Origin of the sequence: Microbispora hainanensis, from assembly GCF_006874475.1 — a bacterium.
Classification (GTDB): Bacteria; Actinomycetota; Actinomycetes; order Streptosporangiales; family Streptosporangiaceae; genus Microbispora; species Microbispora hainanensis.
Genome location: NZ_VIRM01000011.1, coordinates 78,445 through 102,849 on the forward strand (window position 1 = coordinate 78,445; position 24,405 = coordinate 102,849).

A 24,405-nucleotide genomic window follows, 5' to 3' on the forward strand; every position below is an offset into this window, starting at 1 on the left:
GGGGCCGGGTGGGGAGCCGCGTCAGGCGTCCGGGCCGTGGCCGGCGGCGACGAAGCCGTCCAGCCCGGCGTCGGAGCCGAGCCCGCCCGCGACCCGTGCGGCGACGGCGGTGCCGAGGCGTGCGGCGCCGAGGACGTCGCGGCCGTGCAGCAGTCCCGCCGCGAACCCGGCGCAGTACGCGTCGCCGCAGCCGGTGGTGTCGACCACCGGCACGTCGAGGGCGGGCACGCGGGTGACTCCGTCGGCGGTGGCCACGAGGCTGCCGGCGGCCCCCAGGGTGACGATCACGCCCGTGGGTCCCTCGGCGAGCAGCGCGGCCGCGGCCTCCTCGGGCGTCGCCGCCCCGCTGAGCATGAGCGCCTGCTCTTCGTTCGGCAGGAGGTAGTCGACGTGAGGCAGGAACGCGCGGACGCCGGGCATGAGGTCGGGCATGTTCGACAGCAGGTCGAGCGTGACGGTCGTGCCGCCCTCGCGGGCCTTGTCGAGCAGCTCGAAGAAGGCGGGGTCGTGCAGGCCCCAGGTGACGTCCATGCCGCCGAGGTGCACCACCTTCGCACCGGTGAGACGATCCGCGTCGAGGTCGGCGGTCGCCAGGCCGAGGTTGGCCCCGGGCACGTGGAATGAGGGCCGTCCGCCGTCGGGGCGGATGGGCAGGATGGAGGCGGCGGTCTGCTCCCCCTGCCTGCGCACCAGGCCGCTCACGTCGACGCCGTGCCGCGCCATGATCATCAGGAGGAAGTCGCCGAGCTCGTCGTCGCCGACGGCGCCCATCGAGGCGACCGGCACGCCGATCTTCGCGAGGGTCACGGCCGTGCCTGCGGCGGCGCCGGCCGCGGTGATGCGGATCTGCTCGAGCAGGTGGGTGTCCTGACCGGCCGGGATCGACTCGACCGGGCGGGCCAGGACGTCGACGATATGCACGCCGACCGTCACTACCGTCATGAGCGGATAATAGACGGGCGCCCGACTAAAATGTCAACCGAGGTGGTGCACCATGCCGAAGATCGTCAATCACGAGGAGCGCAGGGGCGAGGTCGTCGCGGCGGCGCGCCGGATCATCCTGCGCGAGGGCATCGAGGCCGCGACGACGCGGGCCATCGCCAAGGAGGCCGGCTACTCCAACGGGGTGCTCACGCACTACTTCGCCGACAAGGACGAGATCCTGCTGTCGGCCCTGGAGGCGTCCCATCGCCGGATCACCGACCGGCTGCGGGAGAAGCTGTCGGGCCGCACCGGCCTGGAGGCGCTGCGCGAACTGCTGCTCGACAACGTGCCGCTCGACGACGAGCGGGCCGGGGAGACCGGGCTGGAGGTGGGCTTCTGGGGGCGCAGCCTGACCAGCCCCGCGCTGCTCGAGGTCCAGCGCCGGGAGGCCGCCGAGCTCCGCTTTCTGGTGACGAGCCTGCTCAGGTGCGCCGCCGAGGCCGGTGAGATCCGTACGGACGACGACCTGGAGGACGTGGCGGAGCGGCTGCTGGCGCTCGTGGACGGGCTGAGCATGCACCGGCTGCTGTATCCCGCGCACGTCACCGCCGAGCGGCTGGAACGGCTGATCCTCGGCGAGATCGACAGGCTGCGCGCCTGACGAGGGCCGCCGGGAGCCGGTTGCCCCGGCGGCCTCGGGATCGTCAGGCGGTGCGGTGGGGCTCGTACCGCATCGTGCGCGAGACGCCCACACGCACGGTCGTGCCGGGCAGTATCGGCACCGGCTCGTTCGGCGGGATGTCGTAGAAGTTGGGGTCGCCGGGCGGCTGGATCTGGGTGCCGTTCACCGAGCCCAGGTCGAGCAGGTTGACGTCCCAGTTGTCCAGGAAGACCCGCAGGTGACGGCGCGACACCGAGCCGTCGGGGCTGGTCACCCTGGCCGGCCTCGCCTCGCCCGACTGCACCTCGGGCGCGCGCTCGGGGTCGCGGCCCAGCAGGTAGTCGGCCTCCAGCGGCAGCGCCATGCCGTCGTCGAGCAGCAGCACGCCGAGCAGCGGCCGGGGACCCTTGTAGGGCACCACGGCCCGCTGGTCGATCGGGATGCCGCAGACCGCGCAGTAGGGCGCGCGCGGGTCGTTGAAGTGGTCGTTCTTGCAGTCGACGCCGTAGACCATCGGCCGCTGCTCCGGCTCGGGCGTCGCGTCCAGCTGGGTCGCGTCGCCCGGCTCCTCGTCCGCGAGCGCGTGCGGCACCGGCTCGAACGGCCCGCTCGGCGGGCCGTCAGGACCGCCGAGGTCATGCGGCCCGCCCAGGTCGAGCGGCGGGTTCAGGTCGTGCTGCGGGTTCAGGTCATGCTGCGGGTTCAGGTCGTGCGGGGGGTTGAGGTCGTGCAGGGCGCCCCGGTCCTCGGCGGGCTCGGGCAGCGGAGGCAGCGGCTGCGGCCCCGAGTGGTGCGCGGGCCCCGGGTCGGGGAGCGGAGGCAGCGGCTGGACGGGCGGCGGCGCGAGGGGCTGGGACGGTCCCGGCGACGGCGCCCCCTGCTCCCCCGACGGCCCGCCGGACAGCGGACCGGAGAACGGCGACACGGGCGGCGGCGGCACGGTCGACGGCACCACGGGCCCGCGCGGGGCGATCGGCTCCGGAGCGCCGATGGGCGAGGGCTGCACGCCCTGCTGCTGCGGCTGGGGCTGGGGCGGGCGCGGGGGCAGCGGCGGGAAGGCGAGGTCGCCGTGCCGCGTGAAGTCGCACTCCAGCCCGGCCCCGGTGACCACACCGCCGTCCAGCCGGGCGTACGGGCTCGACGGGCCCGCTCCCGGCAGGCGCAGCTCGACCCGGGACACCGCACCGTTGACGAGACGATCGGTCCAGGTCAGCGCGTCGTGCCCGGCGAGGCGGACCTCGCCGTCGGGCCCGCCCGACACGGTCGCGTACGCGGCCCCGCTGACCAGCACGGCCACGCCGCCTCCGGCGGGACCGGCGACCGCGCAGGCCATCGGCTCGCCGCCGATCGACCTGTCCATGGCGCGCGCGAGGACCTGGGCCACCCGCCGGGCGAGCGCCCGGCCGTCCCCGCCCGTCGTGGCGGTCTCGTTCAGCGCCGCCAGCAGGTCTTCGACCGGGTGGTCGCCACCGGTGGCGCACACGAGCAGCAACCCGTTCAGATGGGCGACCACGCCCTCCCCCGGCAGCGGGCGGACCACCCCCACGCCCTGTTCCGTCACAGAAGTTCTCCCTCCGGAAACGCCACCGGATGACCGGCACCATCGCCGGCACGCCATGTGCCGGATCGATCACCCCAGAAAGTAGCAAAAAAGAACGATGAAGCGGCCTGCGGGACCGCGCGAGGGGTGCCCGGACGGTGGCCGGCCCCCGTTTCGACCTGCGGAAGCGCGCGGGGCCCGGCGTGCGGGCGTGTGGGCCGCCCCGGCGGGCCGGGACGTTTCACGGGCCGTTCCCCGGGCCGCTCACACACCGCTGAACATGCGGTTGACGTCGGCCGTGGCGAGCACGCCGTAGATCTCACCGCCCCGCTCGACGAGCAGGTATTCCGGCGCGGGGGCCTCCCGCATGGCGTCGAGTAGGGACTCCCCCTCCAGATCGGCGCCGAGCACGAGCGAGGGCTCCAGAGATCGGGACAGCGCGCCGACGTTCACCCACGGTCTGCGCTGCTCCGGAGTGGCGTTGACCGCCGCCTCGTTGACGATGCCGACCGGCCGCCCGTCGTGGTCGACCACCACCATGGCCCCCGCTCCGGCCTCCCGCGCCCGGCGCAGGCCCTCGGAGAGCGGCACCTCGGCGGTGACCGGGATCGCCCTGCGGGCCAGCACCCGGGCCCGCAGCTGCGGCAGCCGGGCCCGTACGCGGGCCACCCGCAGCGACTGGGAGGCCCCGAGCCAGATGAACGACGCCAGCACCACCGTCCAGAGCATGCTCCCGATGCCGGGCTCCTGGCCGGACATCAGGTTCATCAGGAGCGGCACCACGACCAGCGCGATCGCGACGCCGCGGCCGACCCACGCGGCGGCCAGCGTGCCGATGCCCGCGTCGCGCTTGGCCTTCCACACGGCGGCCCGCAGCATCCGGCCGCCGTCGAGCGGCAGGCCGGGGAGGAGGTTGAAGATCCCCACGATCAGGTTGGACGACCAGAGCTGCCAGATCAGCACCGGCACGAGCCCGTCGGGCGGGCGCAGGAACATGGACAGCGGGTCGACGGGACCGGTCACGAACGCGACCGCGGACACCAGATAACCGATCGCCGCGAGGCCCAGCGAGAGCAGGGGCCCGGCGAGCGCGACGTTGAACTCCCGGCCCGCCGTCTCGGGCTCGCGTTCGATCTCCGAGACGCCGCCCAGCATGTAGAGGGTGATCCTGCGCACCGGAAGGCCGTAGTGCTTGGCGACGACGCAGTGCGCCAGCTCGTGGAGCAGGACCGAGCCGTAGAGCAGGACGGCGAAGACCAGCGCCACCACGGAACTGCCGAGGAGCCCGTATCCGGGGAGGCTGGCGGCGAAGACCGGCTGGAAGCTGTAGGTGATGAACGCCGCCACGATGAGCCACGTGGGCGAGACGTAGACGGGAATGCCGAAGGGCCGCCCCATCCGCAGTCCAGTGGACTCCTTGACAGGTGTGCTCATGTGCCGCCTTCCCCTCCCACGCTCCTCGATGCTACGTGCCGGAGCGTGAGATCAGCCTAAGAGCTCGCCCGCCCGTTGCGCACCGTGTGATCGGCGCCGCGGCTCCCCGGGAGGGGCGGGGCGGGAGCGTTCTGTCGGCCCGGTGTCCTACAGTTCCGGCATGACCCTCGCCGAAGAGCGCGCCGTGATCGGGGCGCTATCCCCCTCCCGGGCCGGTGACTTCATGACCTGCCCCCTGCTCTACCGGTTCAGGGTGATCGACCAGCTCCCCGAGCGGCCCTCGGCCGCCGCGGTCCGGGGCACGCTCGTTCACGCCGTGCTGGAGCGGCTCTACGATCTGCCCGCGGAGGCGCGGACGGTCGCCGCCGCCCAGGACCTGCTGGAGCCCCAGTGGCTGCGGCTGCTCGCCGAGGAGCCCGACTACGCCGGGCTGTTCGAGGACGACGCGGAGCGGGACGCCTGGCTGACCCAGGCCCGCGGCATGGTCGAGCGTTACTTCACGCTGGAGGACCCCCAGCGGCTGGAGCCCGCCGAGCGGGAGATGTACGTCGAGGTCGTGCTCGACAGCGGGCTGCTGCTGCGCGGCTACATCGACAGGCTCGACGTGGCCCCGACCGGCGAGGTGCGGGTCGTGGACTACAAGACGGGCACGGCGCCGGGGCGCGAGTGGGAGGCCAAGGCGCTGTTCCAGATGAAGTTCTACGCGCTGGCGCTGTGGCGGCGCAGCGGCCAGGTCCCCCGGATGCTCCAGCTGATGTACCTGGGCAACGGCGAGATCATCCGTTACGTCCCGGACGAGGCCGACCTGCGGGCGACCGAGCGCAAGGTGGAGGCCCTGTGGGCGGCCATCGAGCGTGCCGTACGCACCCGTGAGTGGCGCGCCCGGCGCTCCCGGCTGTGCGACTGGTGCGACCACCAGGCGCTGTGCCCGGAGTTCGGCGGCACCCCGCCGCCCGTGCCCGACCGCGAGCCGGGGCTGTCCGCCCGCGTGAGCAGGAGGTCGGCCAGCGACGAGCTGTGACGCCCGGACTGCTGCGGGCTCCTCCGCGAGGAGGAGGGGGGATATCCCTCCCGGGCAGGGTGGCCGCGAGGGGCGAACGCCTAGATTTGGTACGTGCGCACCACCCCCGGCAACATGCGGTCCTGGCTCAGGGCTCGTCCCCTGGTCTACGACTCGATCCTCGCGGTGGTGCTGACGACCGCGTCCCTGGCGTGGATCGCCTCGGCCGGCCCGGGGGAAGGCGCCGGCTGGCTGCGGTCCGGGACGCCGCGCCCGGCGGACGCGCTCAACCTGATCCTGGCGGCGGCCTGCACGCTGCCCGTGGCCCTGCGCCGCAGCCGGCCCTTCGTGCTGCTGGTGGCCACCTGCGTCCCTCAGGCGGTGCTCGACACGCTCGACTACGACCCCGGTCTGAGCGGGTTCGGCGCGCTCGTCCTGCTCTATTCCGTGGCCGCCTATCGGGGGCTGGCGCTGAGCCTGGTCGCCCTCGTCGTCTCCTTCGCCTCCTACGCGGCCAGCGCGATCGCCGGGGTCATCACCCCGTCGTGGACCGACCACGTCGTCGTCGCCTCCGTCCTGCTGCTGTGCTGGGTGTGCGGCCGGGCGCTGCGGCTGCGCCGCGCCTACCTCGCCGAGCTGGTGCAGCGGGCCGACCGGCTGGAGCGGGCGCGTGAGGCCGACACCAGGGCCGCCAGGGCCGAGGAGCGCTCCCGCATCGCCCGGGAGCTGCACGACGTCGTGGCCCACCACGTCAGCGTGATGACGGTCCAGGCCGCCGCCGCCCGCAAGATGCTCGACACCAAGCCCGACGTGGCCCGGGACGCCCTGTCCGCGATCGAGGAGATGGGCCGTACGGCGATGGCGGAGATGCGCAGCATCGTCGGCGTGCTGCGCACCGACGGCCCGGCCGAGCGCGGGCCGCAGCCGGGCATGCACGACCTGCCCGCGCTGGTGGAGCAGATGCGCGAGGCGGGGCTGCGGACCCGGCTGTCGATCGAGGGCGAGCGGCGCGGCCTGCCGCCGGGGGTGGATCTGGCCGCCTACCGGCTCGTGCAGGAGGCGCTGACCAACAGCCTGCGGCACGCCGGGCCCGCGGCCCGCGCCTGGGTGACCGTACGGCACGAGCCGAACGAGCTGAGCATCCACGTGGAGGACGACGGGCGCGGCGCGGCGGAGGAGTCGGTGCGTATCGGCGGCAAGGGTCACGGCCTCGTCGGCATCCGCGAGCGTGTGGCGCTCTATGGTGGAGTTCTGCGGATCGGTCCCCGCACCGGGGGCGGGTTCGAGGTCCGCGCCCGGTTCCCCTTGAAGTGAAGCCCCCGCACGTAGAGCCCCTCTGAGGACAGACCATGACGATCAGGGTGTCCCCCTCCACCCGGCGGCCCGCCGCCCATCCCATGACGGACGCATCATGACGATCCGGGTGTTGCTGGTCGACGACCAGCCGCTGCTGCGCACCGGGTTCCGCTTCATCCTGGAGGCCGAGCCGGACGTCACCGTCGTGGGCGAGGCGGGCGACGGCGCGGTGGCCATGGAGCAGTCGCGGGCCCTGTTGCCCGACGTGGTGCTCATGGACGTCCGCATGCCCGGCACCGACGGCATCGAGGCGACCCGCCGCATCGTGCGGGAGGCCGCACCGAGCGCCCACGTGCCGAAGGTGCTCGTGCTGACCACGTTCGACCTGGACGAGTACATCGTGGAGGCGCTGCGCGCGGGCGCGAGCGGGTTCCTCCTCAAGGACGTGCCGCCCGACGAGCTGGTCCAGGCGATCCGCGTGGTGGCGGCCGGCGACGCGATCGTGGCGCCGAGCGTCACCCGGCGGCTGCTGGACAAGTTCGCCGCCCGGCTGCCCTCCGCCCACCCGCAGGCCACCCCCGCGCGGGTCGACCGGCTCACCGAGCGCGAGCTGGAGGTGCTGCGCCTGATCGCGAAGGGCATGTCGAACGCCGAGATCGCCGCCGAGCTCGTGGTCAGCGAGACGACCGTGAAGACCCATGTGGGCAACGTGCTGACCAAGCTGGGGCTGCGCGACCGGGTGCAGGCGGTCGTGCTCGCGTACGAGACCGGGCTGATCGTCCCCGGCGCCTTCTCGTGACCACCGGTCTACGACCGCAGGAGGAGTGAGACAGGCCCGGGTCCTCCCCTGGTCGCGGGCGAGAGCCGTACGGGAGGCCGATGCCGGGCGGGGGCGCGCGCCGATAGCGTCGTGACAGGGGCGTGGCCGAGGTGGCGGAAACACGCCCCGCCGGTACGGCTCCCGCGGACCGTCTGGGGGAAGACGGCGGGGGCCGTACCGGCGGAAAGACCCGGCGTGGAAAGACCGGTGCCGAAAGTCCCGGTGCCGAAAGTCCGGTGCCGAAAGTCCCGGTGCCTCAGTCGGCGGGCGCGGCGGCCGGCTGCGCGGGCGCCGCGGCCGCGTCGCCGGAGGGGGCGTTCTCGGGGAAGTGGCAGGCCACCTCGTGCCCGGGAGCGAGCGTCACCAGCGGAGGCTCGACCTGCTTGCAGATCTCCTGCGCCTTCCAGCAGCGGGTGTGGAACCGGCAGGCGGGCGGCGGGTTGAGCGGAGAGGGCACGTCGCCCTGCAGCCGGATGCGCTCCCGCTCCGTGCGCCGCTTCGGGTCCGGGATCGGGACCGCCGACAGCAGCGCGTTGGTGTACGGGTGCATCGGCGACTCGTAGAGGCCCTTGCGGTCGGCGATCTCGACGATCTTGCCGAGGTACATCACCGCGACGCGGTCGCTGATGTGCCGCACCACCGACAGGTCATGCGCGATCACCACGTAGGTGAGGTCGAGCTCCTTCTGCAGGTCCTCGAGCAGGTTGACGACCTGGGCCTGGATCGACACGTCGAGCGCCGAGACCGGTTCGTCCGCGATGATCAGCTTGGGCTTGAGCGCGAGCGTCCTGGCGATGCCGATGCGCTGCCGCTGACCGCCGGAGAACTCGTGCGGGTAGCGGTTGTAGTGCTCGGGGTTGAGGCCGACCAGTTCGAGGATCTCCTGGACCGCCTTCTTGGTGCCCTGCTCGGTCTTGATGCCCTGGATCCGGAACGGCGCGCCGACGATGGCGCCGACCGTGTGCCGGGGGTTGAGCGAGCTGTAGGGGTCTTGGAAGATCATCTGCACGTCCCTGCGCAGCGGGCGCAGCCGCCCCTGGGACATGTGGGTGATGTCGGCGCCCTCGAAGACGATCTTGCCGGCGGTCGGCTCGATCAGACGCGTGATGAGGCGTCCGCTGGTGCTCTTTCCGCATCCCGACTCGCCGACCAGGCCGAGGGTCTCGCCCTTCTTCACGTCGAAGCTGATGCCGTCGACCGCCCTGACCGCGCCGACCTGCCGCTTGAGCAGGCCCTTCGTGACCGGGAAGTGCTTCTCCAGCCCCTGTACGGACAGCAAGGGCTCCTCGTTCACGAAGCCTCCAGGTTCGGCTTGATCTCGTTCTCCCAGATAGCGCGCCGCCGCTCGCGCGGCAGGTGGCAGCGCACGAGGTGGCCGCCCTCGGTCTCCAGCAACTCGGGGACCTCCGTCTTGGCCCGCCCGCCCGTACGCTCCTCGAACACGCAGCGCGGGTGGAAGGCGCAGCCGGACGGCACGTTGATCAGCGAGGGTGGCGAGCCCTTGATCGGCATCAGCCGCTCGGTCGGCTCCCGGTCCAGCCGCGGCATCGAGCCGAGCAGGCCCCACGTGTAGGGGTGCTCGGGCCGCTCGAAGATGTCGTCGGAGGTGCCGTATTCGACGCACTTGCCGCCGTACATCACGAGGATGTCGTCGGACAGCTCGGCGACGACGCCGAGGTCGTGCGTGATGATGATCAGCGCGGCGTTGAAGTCGCGCTGCAGGTCGCGCATCAGGTCGAGGATCTGCGCCTGCACGGTCACGTCGAGCGCTGTCGTCGGCTCGTCGGCGATCAGCAGCTCGGGGTCGCAGCTCAGCGCCATGGCGATCATGGCGCGCTGCCGCATGCCGCCGGAGAACTCGTGGGGGTAGCTGTCCACGCGGCGCTCCGGCTGCGGGATGCCCACCCGGCCGAGCATGTCGATCGCGTGCTTGCGCGCGACCTTCTTGCTGACGTCGTTGTGGATGCGGTAGGCCTCGATGATCTGGTCGCCGACCGTGTAGAACGGGTGCATCGCCGACAGCGGATCCTGGAAGATCATCGCCATCTTCTTGCCGCGCAGCGCCCGCACGTGCTCCTGGCCGGCGCCGACGAGCTCCTCGCCGTCCAGCCAGATCTCGCCCGAGATGCGGGCGCGCCCGCCCTTGTGCAGGCCGAGGATGCCGAGGCTGGTCACGCTCTTGCCGGAGCCGGACTCGCCGACGATGCCGAGCGTCTTGCCCCGCTCCAGGGTGAACGACAGCCCGTCGACGGACTTGACCAGGCCGTCGTCGGTCGGGAAGTGGATCCGCAGGTCCTTCAGTTCCAGGAAGCTCATCCCAGCCTCACCCTCGGGTCCACGACGGCGTACAGGAGGTCGACGATCAGGTTCGCGAAGACCACGAAGAAGGCGGCGACGAGCGTCACGCCCATGACCTTGGGCAGGTCCTGGTTCGTGATCGCGTCGATCGCGTACTTGCCCATGCCGGGCAGCGAGTAGGTGCTCTCGGTGAGCACGGCGCCGCCGAGCAGCAGGCCGAGGTCGAGGCCGAAGATCGTGAGGATCGGAGTGAGCGCTCCGCGCAGGCCGTGTTTGACCACGACCCTCCGCTCGTTCAGGCCCTTGGCCCGTGCGGTGCGGATGTAGTCCTCACTCATCGTCTCCAGCATGCCCGCCCGGGTGAGCCGCGCGTATCCGGCGGCGTACAGGAAGGCCAGCGTGATCCACGGCAGGATCAGGTTGTAGGCCCACATCGCCGGATTCTCATCGAACGGCGTGAAGCTGCCGCCCGGGGCGGTGATCCGGAATGGATGACCGTAGCTGAAGATGACCAGCGAGACGATGCCGGTGAAGAAGATCGGCAGTGACACGCCGGCCAGGGCGACGCCCATCGCGGCGCGGTCGAACAGGCTGCCGCGTCTCAGCGCGGACAGCACGCCGGTCGCCACACCGGCTAACACCCAGATGACGGCGGCCCCGATGGCCAGCGAGAGCGTCACGGGCAGCCGGTCCAGCAGGTCGGGCCAGACGGGGAGCCGGGTGAGGAACGAGTAGCCGAAGCAGGGCGCCGGGCAGCGCTCCACGCCGGGGCCGTAGTCGTAGTCGGCGCCGGCGACGATGCCCTTGGCGAACCGCCCGTACTGCACGATCAGCGGATCGTTGAAGCCGAGCTTGTCGGCCGCGATCTTGACCTGTTCCGCCGAGGCGGTGCGCCCAACGTAGCGCGCGGCCAGGCTCTCCGAGGTGGCGCCCGCCAGGCGGGGCACCAGGAAGAAGATGGCGAACGTGATGATGCTCACGATGGTGAGCATCACCACCGCCCAGATCAGCCGCCGGATGATGTATGTGACCACAGTCCCCCCGGCTCCGGGGGCCGGCCCTGTGGGACCGGCCCCCTTGCCGCGTTCACGCGTCTATCGGATCTGTCTGGTCTCGGCGGACGCTTACTTGACGCCCATGCCGAGGTAGTCGTACATGCCGTACGCGTCGTTGACGAAGATGTTCGTGGCGTTCTTGCTGCGCACGAGCAGGGTCTTCGTCCACACGTTCGGCAGGATGAAGGAGTCCTCCATGACCTTCTTGTCGATCTGGGTCCAGATCGCGTTGCGGGCGTTGGTGTCGGTCTCCTTCATCGCCTGGTCGATCAGCTTGTCGACCTCGGGGTCGCGGACGCTGATGTTGGAGGAGCCACCGGTGTCACGGATGACGCGGCTGTCGACGATCTGCTGCAGGAAGCCGAAGCCGTCGGGCCAGTCGGACTGCCAGCCGTTCATGGCCAGACCGATCTTGTAGTCCTTGGCGTAGCCCGGCTTGCCGGCGTACAGCGCGAAGTAGTCGGCCTGCGGGAACGGCTTGAGCGTGAGCTTGATGCCGACCCGGCCGAGGGACTGCTGCAGCGCCTCGGCGGCCGCCTTCTCCTTGGGCCGCTCGGCGCGGTAGGAGATGTTGGTCTCGAAGCCGTTGGGCTGGCCGCAGGCGGTCAGCGCCTCCTTGGCCTTGGTCAGGTCGCCCTTGTTGTCGGCGCCCGGCGGGTAGAGGTTGAAGTCCTCGTGGCCGGGGATCGCCGGCGGCAGCAGGCTGGTCGCGATCTGGCCGCCGGAGAACTCGCCGCCCCAGGCGGTCTGGAGGGACACCTTGTCCGTGGCGTACTGGACGGCCTTGCGGCAGTCGATGTTGTCGAGCGGCGGGACGTTGCCGTTGATCGACGTGTACCAGAGGCGCGTGCTGGTCGGGTTGTCGGAGTTCGCCTTCAGGGCGGGGTCGGGCAGGACCCGGCCGAGGGCCGCCGACTGGATGCCGATGCCCGCGACGTCGATGTCGAGGTCGCCGGCGAGGATCCGGTTGTCGATGTCGTCGGCGTTGACGTTGGTGGAGACCTCGTAGCCGTCCGGCAGCGCCTTGCGGTTCGGGTCGGTCGCCGGGTCCCACTGCTCGTTGCGGACCAGCGTGAAGCCCTTGCCGATCTCGTTCTTCTCGAACTTGTACGGCCCGGTGGCGATGACGTGTTCCTTGTACTTCGCGCCGGTGTCCTTGTCCTTGGGGACCGGGATCGTGGCGGGAAGCTGGGCGAAGTAGTCGAAGTTGCTCAGCGGCTGCTTGAGGTGGAAGACGATCGTGGAGTCGTCGGGCGTCTCGATCGCGCTGTCGGTGTTGACGTCCTTGGACTTGTAGGCGCCCTTGTAGCCCTTCGGCCAGTCGAGGAAGTCGTTGAAGTAGGTGTACCCGTCCGGGAACACCTCCTTGTCGAACGACCGCTCCACGGCGTACTTCACGTCCTTGGACGTCACCGGGGTGCCGTCCTCGAACTTGATGCCCTTCTTGAGCTTGTACGTCCAGGTCTTGGCGTCGTCGCTGGGCGTGCCCAGGTCCTCGGCGAGGTCGGGGGTGAGCTGGTTGCCCTCCTTGCCCACGGCGGACTTGAACATCAGCAGGGACCGGCCGTACAGGCGGATGAAGTTCCAGGAGTAGCCGTAGTAGGTGTCGCCCGGGTCGAGGGAGTCCCAGTCACCGCCGTTGGCGAACTTGAGGATGCCGCCCTTCTTGTCGGACGGGTTCACGACCCCCGTGAGGGCGGCGTTGAACTCGCCGGTCGCGGCGGCGCCGCCGCCCGCGGCGTCGCCGGAGGACGACGGCGAGCTGCTGCCCGAACCGCCGCCGCAGGCGGCCACGGCAAGGGCGAGCACGGCGCCGATGGCCGCCACACCCAGTCTTCTTCTTAGCATTGCAAACCCCTTGGTGATAGGAGCCGGGGACTTTATGAGAAGGGAGGGCTCAGCGGGCCTTCGGGTCGAGAGCGTCCCGCAGGCCGTCGCCGAACAGGTTGAACGCCAGGACCGTGATGAAGATCGCCATGCCGGGGAAGAACATGAAGTGCGGGATCGTGTAGAACCGCACCGCGTCCGCCAGCATGCCGCCCCAGGTGGGGGTGGGCGGGCGCACGCCGACGCCGAGGAACGACAGCGCCGCCTCGAACAGCACGTTCGTGGGGATCAGCAGCGTCGCGTAGACGAGGATGGGCGCGATCAGGTTCGGCAGCAGCTCACGGAAGATGATGTACGGCCCGCGCGCCCCGAGGCTCCGCGCCGCGTCCACGAACTCCCGCTCGCGCAGCGACAGGGTCTGCCCCCGGACGATCCGCCCGATGTACGGCCAGTTGAAGAAGCCGATGATGAACACCAGCAGCGAGACGCGCAGCGTGTCGCCGGTCAGGCCGAACGCCGAGTCGGGGACGATGCCCGCCAGCGCGATCGCGAAGACCAGGAGCGGGAAGGCCAGGAAGACGTCCATGGTCTTGCTGATGATCGAGTCGACCAGGCCGCCGAAGAAGCCCGCGGTGACCCCGAGCAGGGTGCCGATGACCACCGAGAGCAGCGTGGCCAGGAAGGCGATGAGCAGTGAGATCCGCGCGCCGTACACGACCCGGCTGAAGATGTCACGGCCGTTCACCGGCTCGATGCCGAACAGGTGGTCGACGCTGATGCCGGTGCCCGTCTTGGGCACCATCGTGGAGGAGTCGATGAGGTCGGAGTTGAACTGCGTCGGGTCCTGCCCGAGCAGCCCGACGATCACCGGCGCGAAGACCGCGACCAGGATCAGGAAGATGACGATCAGACCACCGGCGAGGGCGACCTTGTCGCGCTTGAGCCGCATCCAGGCGATCTGACCGAGAGACCTGCCCTGGATCGCCTTGCCGCCCGACGCGTCGACGACGGCCTCCGGCGCGGCCTCTGTGTCCCCACCGGTGACGTCCATCGGCGCGGTCATCGATCCTCCTTCGCCCTGCCCGAGCGCACCGCATCAGCGGTGACATGCTCGGGATAGCCCGGGATCGATCCGGCGACGAAGAAGCTGTGGCCGCTTACGACCTTGCCTCGCACGGCCATGTGGTGCAGGCCCCCTGGATCCCAGACGACATTGTCCGAAGGGACCGCGTGGTGTGCGGCCCCCGGAGGCAGAATCTATGGTCTGAGCTGGGCTGACCAGTCCCCAGAGGGCCGCTGTGGCTCAACTGTGATTCACGCGAAACTCATTCGTGTTGATCTTGGAGGGATTGTCCGCGTCCCGTTTCGATTATGTCGTGGAACTGTAACATTGCACTGGCCGGTAACTTCGTCTCACGATGCGAGAACGATCAGCTGATCCCCCGGCGCTTGAGAATGTCCTCGATGTCCGAAAAATCATCTGATGCGGGCTGTTCCACCTGTCGTGGTGCCGTCTTCCCGGTCTGTGCCGTTTTAGACGTGGCCGTCTTGGACGTTTTGGGCTCGGCGGAGCGTTCGGACGCGGCGGCGCCGCCCTGCTCCGGCCGTGCCGTACGGGCCCGGGACAGGGCGCGGCCGCGCAGCCTGCCGGAGACGACGAACAGCAGCGCCGACAGACCGGCCAGGACCACCCCGGCCCAGACCGCGGGCGACAGGACCAGGCCGGTCACGAAACCCACCGCCGCCGCGCCGATGTTCCAGATCGTCCGCAGCGCGCCGGTGAGGTAGGCGGCCAGCGGCAGCAGGGACCAGGCGGTGGCGCGCAGGCCGGCGGTCACCCCCCGCCGCCGGAAGGCCAGGTAGCTGAGCCCGACGCCCACCGCGGTGAGGCCGGCGCACAGCGGCAGCCAGGCGATGTCGTTGAAATTCATGAGGGCCCCCTTGGTCCACGGCGTACCCCCATCCTGGCACCCGCGCGACGATCATGCGGGGGCCCGCGTTACCGGACGAGCCCCCGCAGGAAGTCGACGTCCACGTCGAGCAGCGAGGGCATCACGACCCGGCCCGGCGCCTGGGCGATCGGCAGGACGCCCGGCACGGCGACGACCCTGCAGCCCGCGGCGGTGGCGGAGGCGACGCCGTTCGGCGAGTCCTCCAGCGCGACGCACCGCTCCGGGTCCACCGACAGCAGGCCGGCCGCGGTCAGGTAGGGCTCCGGGTGCGGCTTGGTGCAGGTGACATCGTCGGCCGTCACGACGACCTCGAAGTGCTCCCGGCCGACGGCCTTGAGCACGGCGTCGGCGATGATCCGCAGCGACGAGGTGACCAGCGCGGTGCGCACCCCCTGGTCGCCGAGCCCCCGCAGCAGGTCGAGGGCCCCCGGCATGGGCTCGACGCCTCTCGACAGGCGGCTCTCCATCCCGTCGATCAGCCACTCCCCCACGAGTGCGGGATCGACGTCGGCCTGCGTCAGCTCCAGCATGTACGCGACGGTGCGGTCCCAGGAGCCGCCCACGAGCTGTTCCTGGTGCTCCGGGCCCCAGTCTCCGCCGAGGCGGGTGACCACCTCGGTCTCGACCTCGAACCACACTCCTTCGGTGTCGACGAGCAATCCGTCCATGTCGAACAGCACGGCGTCCACGTGGCCCCTTCCCCCTGCGAGACCCCCGAAGAGGGGGGACCAACATGGTAAGGGGTGTCCGTAAATGCCCGTGCGGCCGGTCAGACGTTGAAGTACTTCGCCTCGGGGTGGTGGACGACCAGGGCGGAGGTGGCCTGCTCCGGGTGGAGCTGGAACTCCTCCGACAGCGTCACGCCGATGCGCGCCGGGTCGAGCAGCTCCACGACCTGCACCTGGTCCTCCAGGTTGGGGCAGGCCGGGTAGCCGAAGGAGTAGCGGCAGCCGGTGATGTTCACCTTGAGCATGTCGGCCAGCGACTCGTCGCCGCCGATGCCCAGCTCCGACCGCACCCGCGCGTGCCAGTATTCGGCCAGCGCCTCGGTGAGCTGCACCGACAGACCGTGGAGCTCCAGGTATTCGCGGTAGGCGTCCTTGGCGAACAGCTCGGCCGTGGCCTCGCTGATCCGGTTGCCCATCGTGACCACCTGGAAGGCGACGACGTCGGTCTCCCCGGACTCCCGGGAACGGAAGAAGTCGGCCAGGCACAGGTGCCGGTCGCGCCGCTGCCGCGGGAAGGTGAAGCGGGTGCGCTCCTTGTCGTCGTCGTCCAGGATGATCAGGCTGTCGCCCTCGCTGACGCAGCGGAAGTAGCCGTAGGCCACCGCCGCCTCCAGCAGGTTCTCCGTCTGCAGCCGCTCCAGCCACATCCGCAGCCGCGGCCTGCCCTCGGTCTCGACCAGTTCCTCGTACGAGGGTCCGTCGCCGCCCCGGGCGGCCTTGAGGCCCCACTGGCCCATGAACGTCGCCCGCTCGTCGAGGAAGGCGGCGTAGTCGGCCAGCGGGATGCCCTTCACGACCCGGTCGCCGACGAACGGCGGGGTGGGCACCGGGTTGTCGGCCGCGACGTCGGAGCGCGCCGGCAGGTCCTCCTCGGCGGTCCGCGTGAGCACCGCCCCGGTCTTCACCCGCCGCGCGCGCAGCGGCGGCAGCGTCGCGCCGTCCTCGCCGCGCTTGACCGCCATGAAGGCGTCCATGAGCCGCAGGCCCTCGAACGCGTCCCGCGCGTAGCGGACCTCGCCCCGATAGAGGTCGGCCAGGTCCTGCTCGACGTACGCCCTGGTCAGGGCGGCGCCGCCGAGCAGCACGGGATACCTGTCGGCGATGCCCCGGGAGTTCAGCTCCTCGAGGTTCTCCTTCATGACCACCGTGGACTTGACCAGGAGCCCGGACATGCCGATCACGTCGGCGCGGTGCTCCTCGGCCGCCTCCAGGATCGCCGACACCGGCTGCTTGATGCCGAGGTTCACCACGTCGTAGCCGTTGTTGGACAGGATGATGTCCACGAGGTTCTTGCCGATGTCGTGGACGTCGCCCTTGACCGTGGCCAGCACGATGCGGCCCTTGCTGCTGCCCTCGACCTTCTCCATGTGGGGTTCGAGGTAGGCCACGGCCGTCTTCATCACCTCCGCCGACTGCAGCACGAAGGGGAGCTGCATCTCGCCGGAGCCGAACAGGTCGCCGACGACCTTCATGCCGTCGAGCAGCACGTCGTTGATGATCTCCAGGGCCGGCCGCTGGGCGAGGGCCTCGTCGAGGTCGGCCTCCAGGCCCTTGCGCTCGCCGTCGATGATGCGCCGCTTGAGCCGCTCCCACAGCGGCAGCCCGGCCAGCTCGGCGGCCTTGCCGGCCTTCATGGACGCGGCGTCGACGCCCTCGAACAGCTCCATGAACCGCTGCAGCGGGTCGTAGCCCTCGCGCCTGCGGTCGTACACGAGGTCGAGCGCGACCTGCCGCTGCTCGTCCGGGATCCGGTTCATCGGCAGGATCTTGGAGGCGTGCACGATCGCCGAGTCGAGCCCCGCGTTGACGCACTCGTTGAGGAAGACGCTGTTGAGCACCATGCGGGCCGCCGGGTTGAGGCCGAACGACACGTTGGAGACGCCAAGCGTGGTCTGCACGCCCGGATAGCGGCGCTTGAGCTCGCGGATCGCCTCGATCGTCTCGACGCCGTCGCGCCGGGTCTCCTCCTGGCCGGTGGCGATCGGGAACGTCAGGCAGTCGACGATGATGTCCTCGACCCGCATGCCCCAGGTGTTCACCAGGTCTTCGATGAGCCGGGTGGCGATGCGCACCTTGCCCTCGGCGGTGCGGGCCTGGCCCTCCTCGTCGATCGTCAGCGCGACCACGGCCGCGCCGTGCTCCTTGACCAGGCGCATGATCTTCTGGTAGCGCGAGTCGGGGCCGTCGCCGTCCTCGTAGTTCACCGAGTTGACCACGGCCCGGCCGCCGAGCATCTCCAGCCCCGCCTCCAGCACGGCGGGCTCGGTGGAGTCGATCACGATCGGCAGCGTCGAGGCGGTGGCGAACCGGAACGCCAGCTCCTTCATGTCGGCGACCCCGTCGCGGCCGACGTAGTCGACGCACAGGTCGAGCATGTGCGCGCCGTCGCGGGCCTGGGCCCGGGCGATCTCCACGCACTCCTCGTAGTCGCCGGCCAGCATCGCCTCGCGGAACGCCTTGGAGCCGTTGGCGTTGGTCCGCTCGCCGATGGCGAGGTAGGAGGTGTCCTGCCGGAACGGCACGTGCTGGTAGAGCGACGCCGCCCCCGCCTCGGGCCGGGGCCGCCGCTCGCCGCGGGCGCGGCCGCCCACCCGCTCGACCACCTGGCGCAGGTGCTCGGGAGTGGTGCCGCAGCAGCCGCCGACCAGCGCGAGGCCGTAGTCGCGGGTGAACGCCTCGTGCGCGTCCGCCAGCTCACCCGGGCTCAGCGGATAGTACGCGCCGTCGGCCGTGAGCTGGGGCAGACCGGCGTTCGGCATGCAGGAGATCGGGATCCGCGAGTGCCTGGCCAGGTAGCGCAGGTGCTCGCTCATCTCGGTCGGGCCGGTCGCGCAGTTGAGGCCGATCAGGTCGACGCCGAGCGGTTCGATCGCGGTCAGCGCGGCACCGATCTCGGAACCGAGCAGCATCGCGCCGTTGGTCTCGATGGTGACCTGCGCGATGATCGGCACGTCGCGCCCGGCGGCCTCGACCGCCCGCTTGGCGCCGACGACCGCCGCCCGCACCTGCAGCAGGTCCTGGCAGGTCTCGATGATCAGGGCGTCCGCCCCGCCGGCGATCAGTCCGGCCGCGTTGTCGCGGTAGGCGTCGCGCAGCGTCTCGTACGGCAGATGGCCGAGCGTGGGCAGCTTCGTGCCGGGGCCCATCGAGCCGAGGACGAACCGGGGCCTGTCCGGCGTCGACCAGTGGTCGGCGCGCTCCCTGGCCAGCCGCGCGCCGGCCTCGGAGAGCTCGAAGATGCGGTCCTCGATGCCGTACTCGCCCAGGGCCGCCCGGTTGGCGTTGAAGGTGTTGGTCTCGACGCAGTCGACGCCCACCTCCAGGTATGCGTCGTGCACGGCCCGTACGATGTCGGGACGGCTCACGTTGAGCACGTCGTTGCAGCCCTCGTGGCCCTGGAAGTCGTCAAGGGTGGGGTCGTAGGACTGCAGCATCGTCCCCATGGCTCCGTCGGCGACAAGAACTCGCTCGGACAGCACTTCTCGGAACGACGGTCTGCTGGTCATGGAGGCAAGCCTATCGGCCCCGCCGGACGGAACATCGTCCACGCGCGGGAAACGGGAATATCGGTCGCGCGGGGGACGGCGGGCCCCTGTCCGCCCGGCGCGCCGCCGCAGGTCAGCGCCGCTGCGACGGGCCGGTCCCCCGCGGAGGTGACGTACGGGGCCCCTCACCGAATAGTCTTGGACTGAGCCATACTGCACAAGGCCAGTGAGGAGGCGGCGCGTGATCGAGTTCGAAGGGCTCCCCGAGCTCGTCGACCCGGTGCTGATCGCCGCGTTCGAGGGGTGGAACGACGCCGGCGAGGCGTCCAGCGGTGTGCTCGCGCACCTCGAGTCCGAGTGGAAGGCCACCCCACTCGTCGAGCTGGACCCCGAGGACTACTACGACTTCCAGGTGACCCGGCCGGTGGTCGAGCTCGGCGACGGCGTGACCCGCTCCATCGTCTGGCCGACGACCCGGCTGCTGCTGGCGCGCCCGCCCGGCGCCAAGCGCGACGTGGTGCTGCTGCGCGGCATCGAGCCCAACATGCGGTGGCGGTCGTTCTGCGCCGAGATCGTCGGGCTCTGCCACGACCTCGGCATCGAGCTGGCCATCCTGCTCGGCGCGCTGCTCAACGACTCGCCGCACACCCGGCCGGTGCCGATCACCGGCTCGGTCAGCGACCCCGGCATGGCCCGCGCGCTCAACCTGGAGCTGACCAAATACGAGGGCCCGACGGGCATCGTGGGCGTGCTGCAGCACACCCTCGGCACCGCCGGGCTGCGGACGGTGTCCCTGTGGGCGTCGGTCCCGCACTACGTCGCCCAGCCGCCCAACCCCAAGGCCACCCTGGCGCTGCTGCGCCGCATCGAGGACATGCTCGACATCCCGATGCCGTACGGCGACCTCGCCGAGGAGGCGCGGGCCTGGGAGCACGGCGTGGACGAGCTGGCGGCCCAGGACAGCGAGGTGGCCGAATACGTGCGGGAGCTGGAGGAGCGCAAGGACGCGGCCGAGCTGCCCGAGGCCAGCGGCGACGCCATCGCGGCGGAGTTCGAGCGCTACCTGCGCCGCCGCGACCGCGGCACCGACCGCTGAGCCCTGAGGCGGCCGTGGCGGTGGGACCGGTCAGGCCGGCCACCAGCTGAGGTAGCGCTCGCCCGTGTCCGGGAAGATCGTCACGACTGTCTGTCCCGACAGGTCCCGGCGGCGGGCCAGCTCGGCGCAGCCGTACGCCGCCGCGCCGGAGGAGACCCCCACCAGCAGCCCGGTGGTGGCCGCGATGCGGCGGGTCATGGCGGCCGCCTCGCCGTCCGGCACGGTGATCACCTCGTCGATCAGGGTGACGTCGGTGACGGGGCTGATGAAGCCGCCGTTGAGGCCGGGGATCCGGTGCGGCCCCGCGGCGCCTCCCGACAGCAGGGGCGAGCCCTCCGGCTCCACCGCGACGACCCGCAGCCCGGGGTTGCGCTCGCGCAGGTAGCGGGCCGTCCCGGTGAGCGTGCCGCCGGTCCCGACCCCGCACACCAGCACGTCGGCCTGCCCGCCGGTGGCGGCCCAGATCTCCGGCCCCGTGGTCGTGTAGTGGGCCAGGACGTTGGCGGGGTTCTCGTGCTGGCGGGCGTACCAGGACCCGGGGAGGGCGGCGTGCAGCTCCGCCGCCCGGTCCACGCAGCCCTGGAAGCCGAGGGTGTGGTCGGTGAACTCGACCCGGGCGCCCAGCATGCGCAGGGTCAGCGTCCGTTCCCGCGACGCGTTGTCCGGCATCACGACGACGCACGGGTATCCCCGGCTGACCGCGAGCGCCGCCAGGGCGATGCCGGTGTTGCCCGAGGTGGACTCGATCACGGTGGCGCCGGGGGTCAGCGCCCCGGACGCCTCGGCCTCCTCGATCATGCGCAGCGCCACCCGGTCCTTGATGCTCGACAGCGGGTTGGCCGCCTCCAGCTTGGCGAGCACGGTGGCGTCCGGGGGCAGGCCGTCGAGGCGGAGACGGAGCAGGGGGGTGTCGCCGATGAGGTCGTCGATCCTGGCCGCGATGTCGCCGCCGATCAGCGGGATCATGCCTGCTCCTTCTCGGCCACGAGCAGGTATTCGTGCGAGCGGTTGGTCAGCATCGGGCCGTCGTCGCTCACCGGCCGGTCATAGCAGTGGATCCGCTCGTCGCCGAGGGTCAGGTGGCGGCCGAGCACCCGGGCGACGTCCCAGGCCAGCGGCACGAACCTGCCGGCCAGGCGGCGGTTCTGCACGGCGAGCACCGCCCGCGCGCCGGGCCGCATGACCTTCGCCACCGCGGCGAACGCCTCGTCGATCGCGCTCAGATACTCGTCGTAGTCGCGCAGCGCGTAGAACTGGCCCTCCACCGTGGAGTCGGTGTCGAGGTTGGTGCCGAAATAGGGCAGGTCGGCCAGGACGAAGTCCACCGACTCCGGCGGCAGCGGCGGCGTGCGGGCGTCGCCGCACAGCATGGTCTGGCCGGGGTACGCCTCCAGGCGCTTGCGCGCCTGCTCCGCGCGCTCCGGCGAGACCTCGAGGCCGATCCCCTTCCGGCCCTCGACCGCGCACGCCACCAGCGTCGTCCCCCAGCCGGCGAACGGGTCGAGCACGACGTCGCCCGGCTCGGTCATCTCCACGATCAGCGGCCTCAGCTGGCTGACCCAGCCGCACTGCCCCGCGGCCTCCGGCAGCTCGAAGGCGGGGTCCTCTCCCCGCAGCACGTGCCAACTCGATCTGCCCATCACTCCACACCAGCCTTCTGTGTCGTCGTCGCTGCGCGACGGTCGTCCGTATCTGTCTTTTCGGTGTCGTCGGGGTCTTCGGGGTTCTCGGGGTCGTCGGGGACTCGCGCGTGGACGGCCCGGGCCGGCAGCCGGGGCTCCAGGCGGAGCATGGTGAGGGCCGAGCAGGAGACGCCTCCCGCGAGCAGCAGCCACATGGAGACCGGCGACAGGCTCAGCAGCGCGGTCAGCACGGCCGGGGCCAGCGTGATCGGGATGGCCCAGGAGAACTGGTAGACCGCCATATACCGCCCCCGGGTCTCCTCGGGGGCGGCGCTCGACACGAGCGCCGACAGCGGCGCGCCGTGCAGCATCTCCCCCAGCGTGAACAGCGCCGTCGCGGCGAACACCCCGGCCAGCGCGACCGGCCGGACGGGGACCCCGGCCAGCAGGGCGAACGCCGCGAACGAGGCCCCGAACGTGGCGGCGCCCGCCGCGACCGTGCGGGTGCGCCGATAGCGGATCAGCCGCCGCGTCACCGGGATCTGCAGCAGCGCGATGCCGACGGTGTTGACCGCGTACAGCACGCCGACCAGCGACGCGGGGACGTCCAGCTCCTGGGTGACGTAGACGGGCAGCGCCACCGACAGCACCATGTAGCCGAAGGCGGTCGGCACGTTCTGCAGGGTCAGGGCGAGGAACGTCCGGTCGCGCAGGACGAGCCGGTATCCCCCGCTCCCCCGCGCCGCCACCGGAGCCGGTGTGCCGGCCGCACCGGCCCGCGCGGCCGTACGATCCTGCCCGCCGGGGACGGGGATCGTACGGAGGATCAGCGCGGCGCCTGCGAACGCGGCGGCGCTGACGAGCACGATCACCCGGTAGGCGGCGTCGCTGCCCAGGCCGAGCGCGGCGCCCGCGATGAGACCGCCCGCGCCGAGGCCCGCGTTGCGCAGGCTGCGCTGCGCGGCGAGGAGCCTGTCTCGGTCCGCGCCCCGCGCGATCGCGGCGACGAACGACTGGATCGACGGCGGGTAGGAGCCGTCGCCGAGCGCCACCAGCGCCACCGCGAGGAACATCGTCAGCGGCGAGTCCACCAGCGGGTAGGCGGCGAACCCCACGGCGCGCACCAGATAACCGCCCACGACGACGGCCCGCGCGCCGAAGCGGTCGACGAGCACGCCCGCGATCGGGTTGGCGACCAGGCTGAACAGCGCCGCCGCGGTCATGATGACGCCGACCCGCTCGATCGGCAGCCCGGTGACGTGGTGGAAGAACAGCAGCGACAGGGGCAGGTACATGCCGCTGCCGGTGGAGTCGACCACCATGCCGGCCATGTAGCGCACCTGCGTCGACGGGCGGATCACGACGACACCGCCCCGATCCGCACCTGCTCCTCCAGCCGCGCGCCGAGCGAGCGGAGCCTGCGCTCGCACTCCGCCCGCGTGGGGGCCGAGGCGATGGCCACGGTCAGGAAGTCGGCCGAGCCCGAGGCGGGCGGCACCACCTGGCCCGGCCGCGCGTAGAGCCAGAAGTGCTCCACCCAGGGCTCCTGCGGGACGTCGGGCAGCGCGTGGATGAGCCCGGGCCGCTTCATCATCAGCACCTGACCGGCCATCCGCGCCGGCTCCGGCCGGCGCCCCGGCCGTACGGCCCGCTCCACGTCGGGCAGCGGAAGGCCGAGCTGGGCCCGGATGGAGCACTCGGCGAGGTTGACCCCGAACAGGGTGTGGAAGACCTCGCGGATCTTCCCGCCGCCGGACCGGCAGGCGATCTCGCACAGCACCAGCCGGTCGTCGGGCGTGTGGAAGATCTCCGCGTGGAAGGCGTGGTCGCGCAGCCGGCCGCCGGGCCGCCGCAGCGCCGCCAGCGTCCGCCCGGTCAGCTCCAGCAGGCGGCCGGTGAGCGGGTCGCCGGGGTCGAGCGCCAGGTCGACGCGGGAGCCCGGGTCGCTGCCGAACGACGCCAGCTCGTACTGGTACTGCGAGGGCCAGGCCAGCACGACCTCGCCGTCCACCACCAGCCCGTCGACGTGGCACATGCGGCCGGGCACGTACGCCTCCAGCAGCAGGTCGTCGCGCTGCCCGTCCCGTCGCGGGCCGTACGCCTCGGTGAGGAAGGCCGTCAGCGCGTTGCGGTCGCGCAGGACGCGCAGGCCGATGGAGTTGAAACCGGCCCTGTTCTTGACCACGAGGGGGAATCCGTGGACACCGGCGAAAGCCGGCGCGTCGGCGGCGGTCCGCGGCACCGTGTGGGGCGCGACCTCCACGCCCGCCCGCGCCGCGTGCTCCTTCATCAGGGCCTTGTCGCGGAACGGCAGCACGTCGGCGGCCCGCGCGCCGGGCAGCCCGAGCTCCTCGCGCAGGGCGGCCACGCGCAGCACGTCGGCCTCGTGCTCCCCGATCAGGTGCGTGGCGCCATACTCGGCGACGAGCCGCGCGACCCGCCCGGCCACCTCGTCGTCGTGGTCGAAGAGCTCCAGGTGCGTGTAGCCGAGGTTCCCCTCGGGGATCCGCTCGCCGAACGGCTCGAACCTGTCGCGGGCGGCGAGGATGACCACCGGGCCCTCGTGATCGCGCAGCCAGCGGTCGTACGGGAACGGCTCCAGCGGGTTGCGGTGCACGATGACGACACTCATGTCACTCCCTCGCCCGGCGGCTCGGGGTCTGCCGG

At 71.5% G+C, this 24,405-nt stretch carries 20 protein-coding genes; 5 read left to right on the forward strand and 15 right to left on the reverse strand.

Features of this window, described 5'->3' with window-relative positions; translation table 11 throughout:
* Positions 1–21 precede the first annotated feature (21 nt).
* The gene (locus FLX08_RS11670) at positions 22–942 is read right to left on the reverse strand and encodes a carbohydrate kinase family protein (protein WP_142618775.1); all 921 of its coding nucleotides are present in this window, start codon (positions 940–942) and stop codon (positions 22–24) included.
* Between the two features lie 52 nt (positions 943–994).
* On the opposite strand from FLX08_RS11670, the gene FLX08_RS11675 reads away from it, so the two are divergent.
* Positions 995–1,585, forward strand: a complete 591-nt coding sequence (locus FLX08_RS11675; protein WP_142618776.1) for a TetR/AcrR family transcriptional regulator — start codon at positions 995–997, stop codon at positions 1,583–1,585.
* A gap of 43 nt (positions 1,586–1,628) precedes the next feature.
* Here the strand turns inward: FLX08_RS11675 and FLX08_RS11680 are convergent, their stop codons facing one another.
* Both FLX08_RS11680 and FLX08_RS11685 read right to left on the reverse strand, forming a co-directional pair.
* Positions 1,629–3,146, reverse strand: coding sequence for an FHA domain-containing protein (locus FLX08_RS11680; protein ID WP_142618778.1), 1,518 nt, complete (start codon positions 3,144–3,146; stop codon positions 1,629–1,631).
* A gap of 243 nt (positions 3,147–3,389) precedes the next feature.
* Positions 3,390–4,559: a site-2 protease family protein gene (locus FLX08_RS11685; protein ID WP_142618780.1), complete on the reverse strand. Its 1,170-nt coding sequence runs from the start codon at positions 4,557–4,559 to the stop codon at positions 3,390–3,392.
* A gap of 160 nt (positions 4,560–4,719) precedes the next feature.
* Here FLX08_RS11685 and FLX08_RS11690 point away from each other — a divergent pair, with 160 nt between their 5' ends.
* From FLX08_RS11690 to FLX08_RS11700, 3 genes are all read left to right on the forward strand, one after another.
* Entirely contained in the window at positions 4,720–5,580 is an 861-nt protein-coding gene (locus FLX08_RS11690; RefSeq protein ID WP_142618782.1) for a RecB family exonuclease, read from the forward strand.
* A gap of 93 nt (positions 5,581–5,673) precedes the next feature.
* A complete protein-coding gene (locus FLX08_RS11695; RefSeq protein ID WP_244312562.1) occupies positions 5,674–6,873 on the forward strand; it encodes a sensor histidine kinase in 1,200 nt (399 codons plus the stop codon).
* Between the two features lie 97 nt (positions 6,874–6,970).
* Positions 6,971–7,654 (forward strand): response regulator, encoded by a 684-nt coding sequence (locus FLX08_RS11700; RefSeq protein WP_142618784.1) that lies wholly within the window; start codon positions 6,971–6,973, stop codon positions 7,652–7,654.
* A 277-nt stretch (positions 7,655–7,931) separates the two neighbouring features.
* Here FLX08_RS11700 and FLX08_RS11705 read toward each other — a convergent pair whose 3' ends face one another.
* The 8 genes from FLX08_RS11705 to metH form a co-directional block, all read right to left on the reverse strand.
* On the reverse strand, positions 7,932–8,969 hold the full coding sequence (locus FLX08_RS11705; protein ID WP_142618786.1) for an ABC transporter ATP-binding protein: 1,038 nt from the start codon (positions 8,967–8,969) through the stop codon (positions 7,932–7,934).
* Positions 8,966–9,991, reverse strand: a complete 1,026-nt coding sequence (locus FLX08_RS11710; protein WP_142618788.1) for an ABC transporter ATP-binding protein — start codon at positions 9,989–9,991, stop codon at positions 8,966–8,968. The genes FLX08_RS11705 and FLX08_RS11710 overlap by 4 nt, the downstream gene beginning before the upstream one ends.
* On the reverse strand, positions 9,988–11,007 hold the full coding sequence (locus tag FLX08_RS11715; RefSeq protein WP_142618790.1) for an ABC transporter permease: 1,020 nt from the start codon (positions 11,005–11,007) through the stop codon (positions 9,988–9,990). The genes FLX08_RS11710 and FLX08_RS11715 overlap by 4 nt, the downstream gene beginning before the upstream one ends.
* A 90-nt stretch (positions 11,008–11,097) precedes the next feature.
* Positions 11,098–12,876 (reverse strand): ABC transporter substrate-binding protein, encoded by a 1,779-nt coding sequence (locus FLX08_RS11720; protein WP_142618792.1) that lies wholly within the window; start codon positions 12,874–12,876, stop codon positions 11,098–11,100.
* A gap of 49 nt (positions 12,877–12,925) precedes the next feature.
* Entirely contained in the window at positions 12,926–13,918 is a 993-nt protein-coding gene (locus FLX08_RS11725) for an ABC transporter permease (RefSeq protein WP_142618794.1), read from the reverse strand.
* Between the two features lie 367 nt (positions 13,919–14,285).
* Complete coding sequence (locus tag FLX08_RS11730; RefSeq protein ID WP_142618796.1) at positions 14,286–14,786, reverse strand: cellulose synthase; 501 nt, start codon at positions 14,784–14,786, stop codon at positions 14,286–14,288.
* 68 nt (positions 14,787–14,854) lie between these two features.
* A complete protein-coding gene (locus tag FLX08_RS11735) occupies positions 14,855–15,496 on the reverse strand; it encodes an HAD family hydrolase (RefSeq protein ID WP_142618798.1) in 642 nt (213 codons plus the stop codon).
* Between the two features lie 80 nt (positions 15,497–15,576).
* Positions 15,577–19,041, reverse strand: a complete 3,465-nt coding sequence (gene metH, locus FLX08_RS11740) for a methionine synthase (RefSeq protein WP_142618800.1) — start codon at positions 19,039–19,041, stop codon at positions 15,577–15,579.
* Positions 19,042–19,261: 220 nt separating this feature from the next.
* Here metH and FLX08_RS11745 point away from each other — a divergent pair, with 220 nt between their 5' ends.
* Positions 19,262–20,116, forward strand: coding sequence for a PAC2 family protein (locus FLX08_RS11745; RefSeq protein WP_079315266.1), 855 nt, complete (start codon positions 19,262–19,264; stop codon positions 20,114–20,116).
* A 30-nt stretch (positions 20,117–20,146) separates the two neighbouring features.
* Here the strand turns inward: FLX08_RS11745 and FLX08_RS11750 are convergent, their stop codons facing one another.
* Genes FLX08_RS11750 through FLX08_RS11765 form a run of 4 tightly spaced genes read right to left on the reverse strand, consistent with a single transcriptional unit; the run spans position 20,147 to position 24,370 of the window.
* Complete coding sequence (locus FLX08_RS11750; RefSeq protein WP_142618802.1) at positions 20,147–21,082, reverse strand: PLP-dependent cysteine synthase family protein; 936 nt, start codon at positions 21,080–21,082, stop codon at positions 20,147–20,149.
* Positions 21,079–21,756: a TRM11 family SAM-dependent methyltransferase gene (locus FLX08_RS11755; RefSeq protein WP_142618804.1), complete on the reverse strand. Its 678-nt coding sequence runs from the start codon at positions 21,754–21,756 to the stop codon at positions 21,079–21,081. Before FLX08_RS11755 ends, FLX08_RS11750 begins: the two co-directional genes overlap by 4 nt.
* A complete protein-coding gene (locus FLX08_RS11760; protein ID WP_208761400.1) occupies positions 21,756–23,099 on the reverse strand; it encodes an MFS transporter in 1,344 nt (447 codons plus the stop codon). The genes FLX08_RS11755 and FLX08_RS11760 overlap by 1 nt, the downstream gene beginning before the upstream one ends.
* Positions 23,096–24,370 (reverse strand): ATP-binding protein, encoded by a 1,275-nt coding sequence (locus FLX08_RS11765; protein ID WP_142618806.1) that lies wholly within the window; start codon positions 24,368–24,370, stop codon positions 23,096–23,098. Before FLX08_RS11765 ends, FLX08_RS11760 begins: the two co-directional genes overlap by 4 nt.
* Between the last annotated feature and the right edge of the window lie 35 nt (positions 24,371–24,405).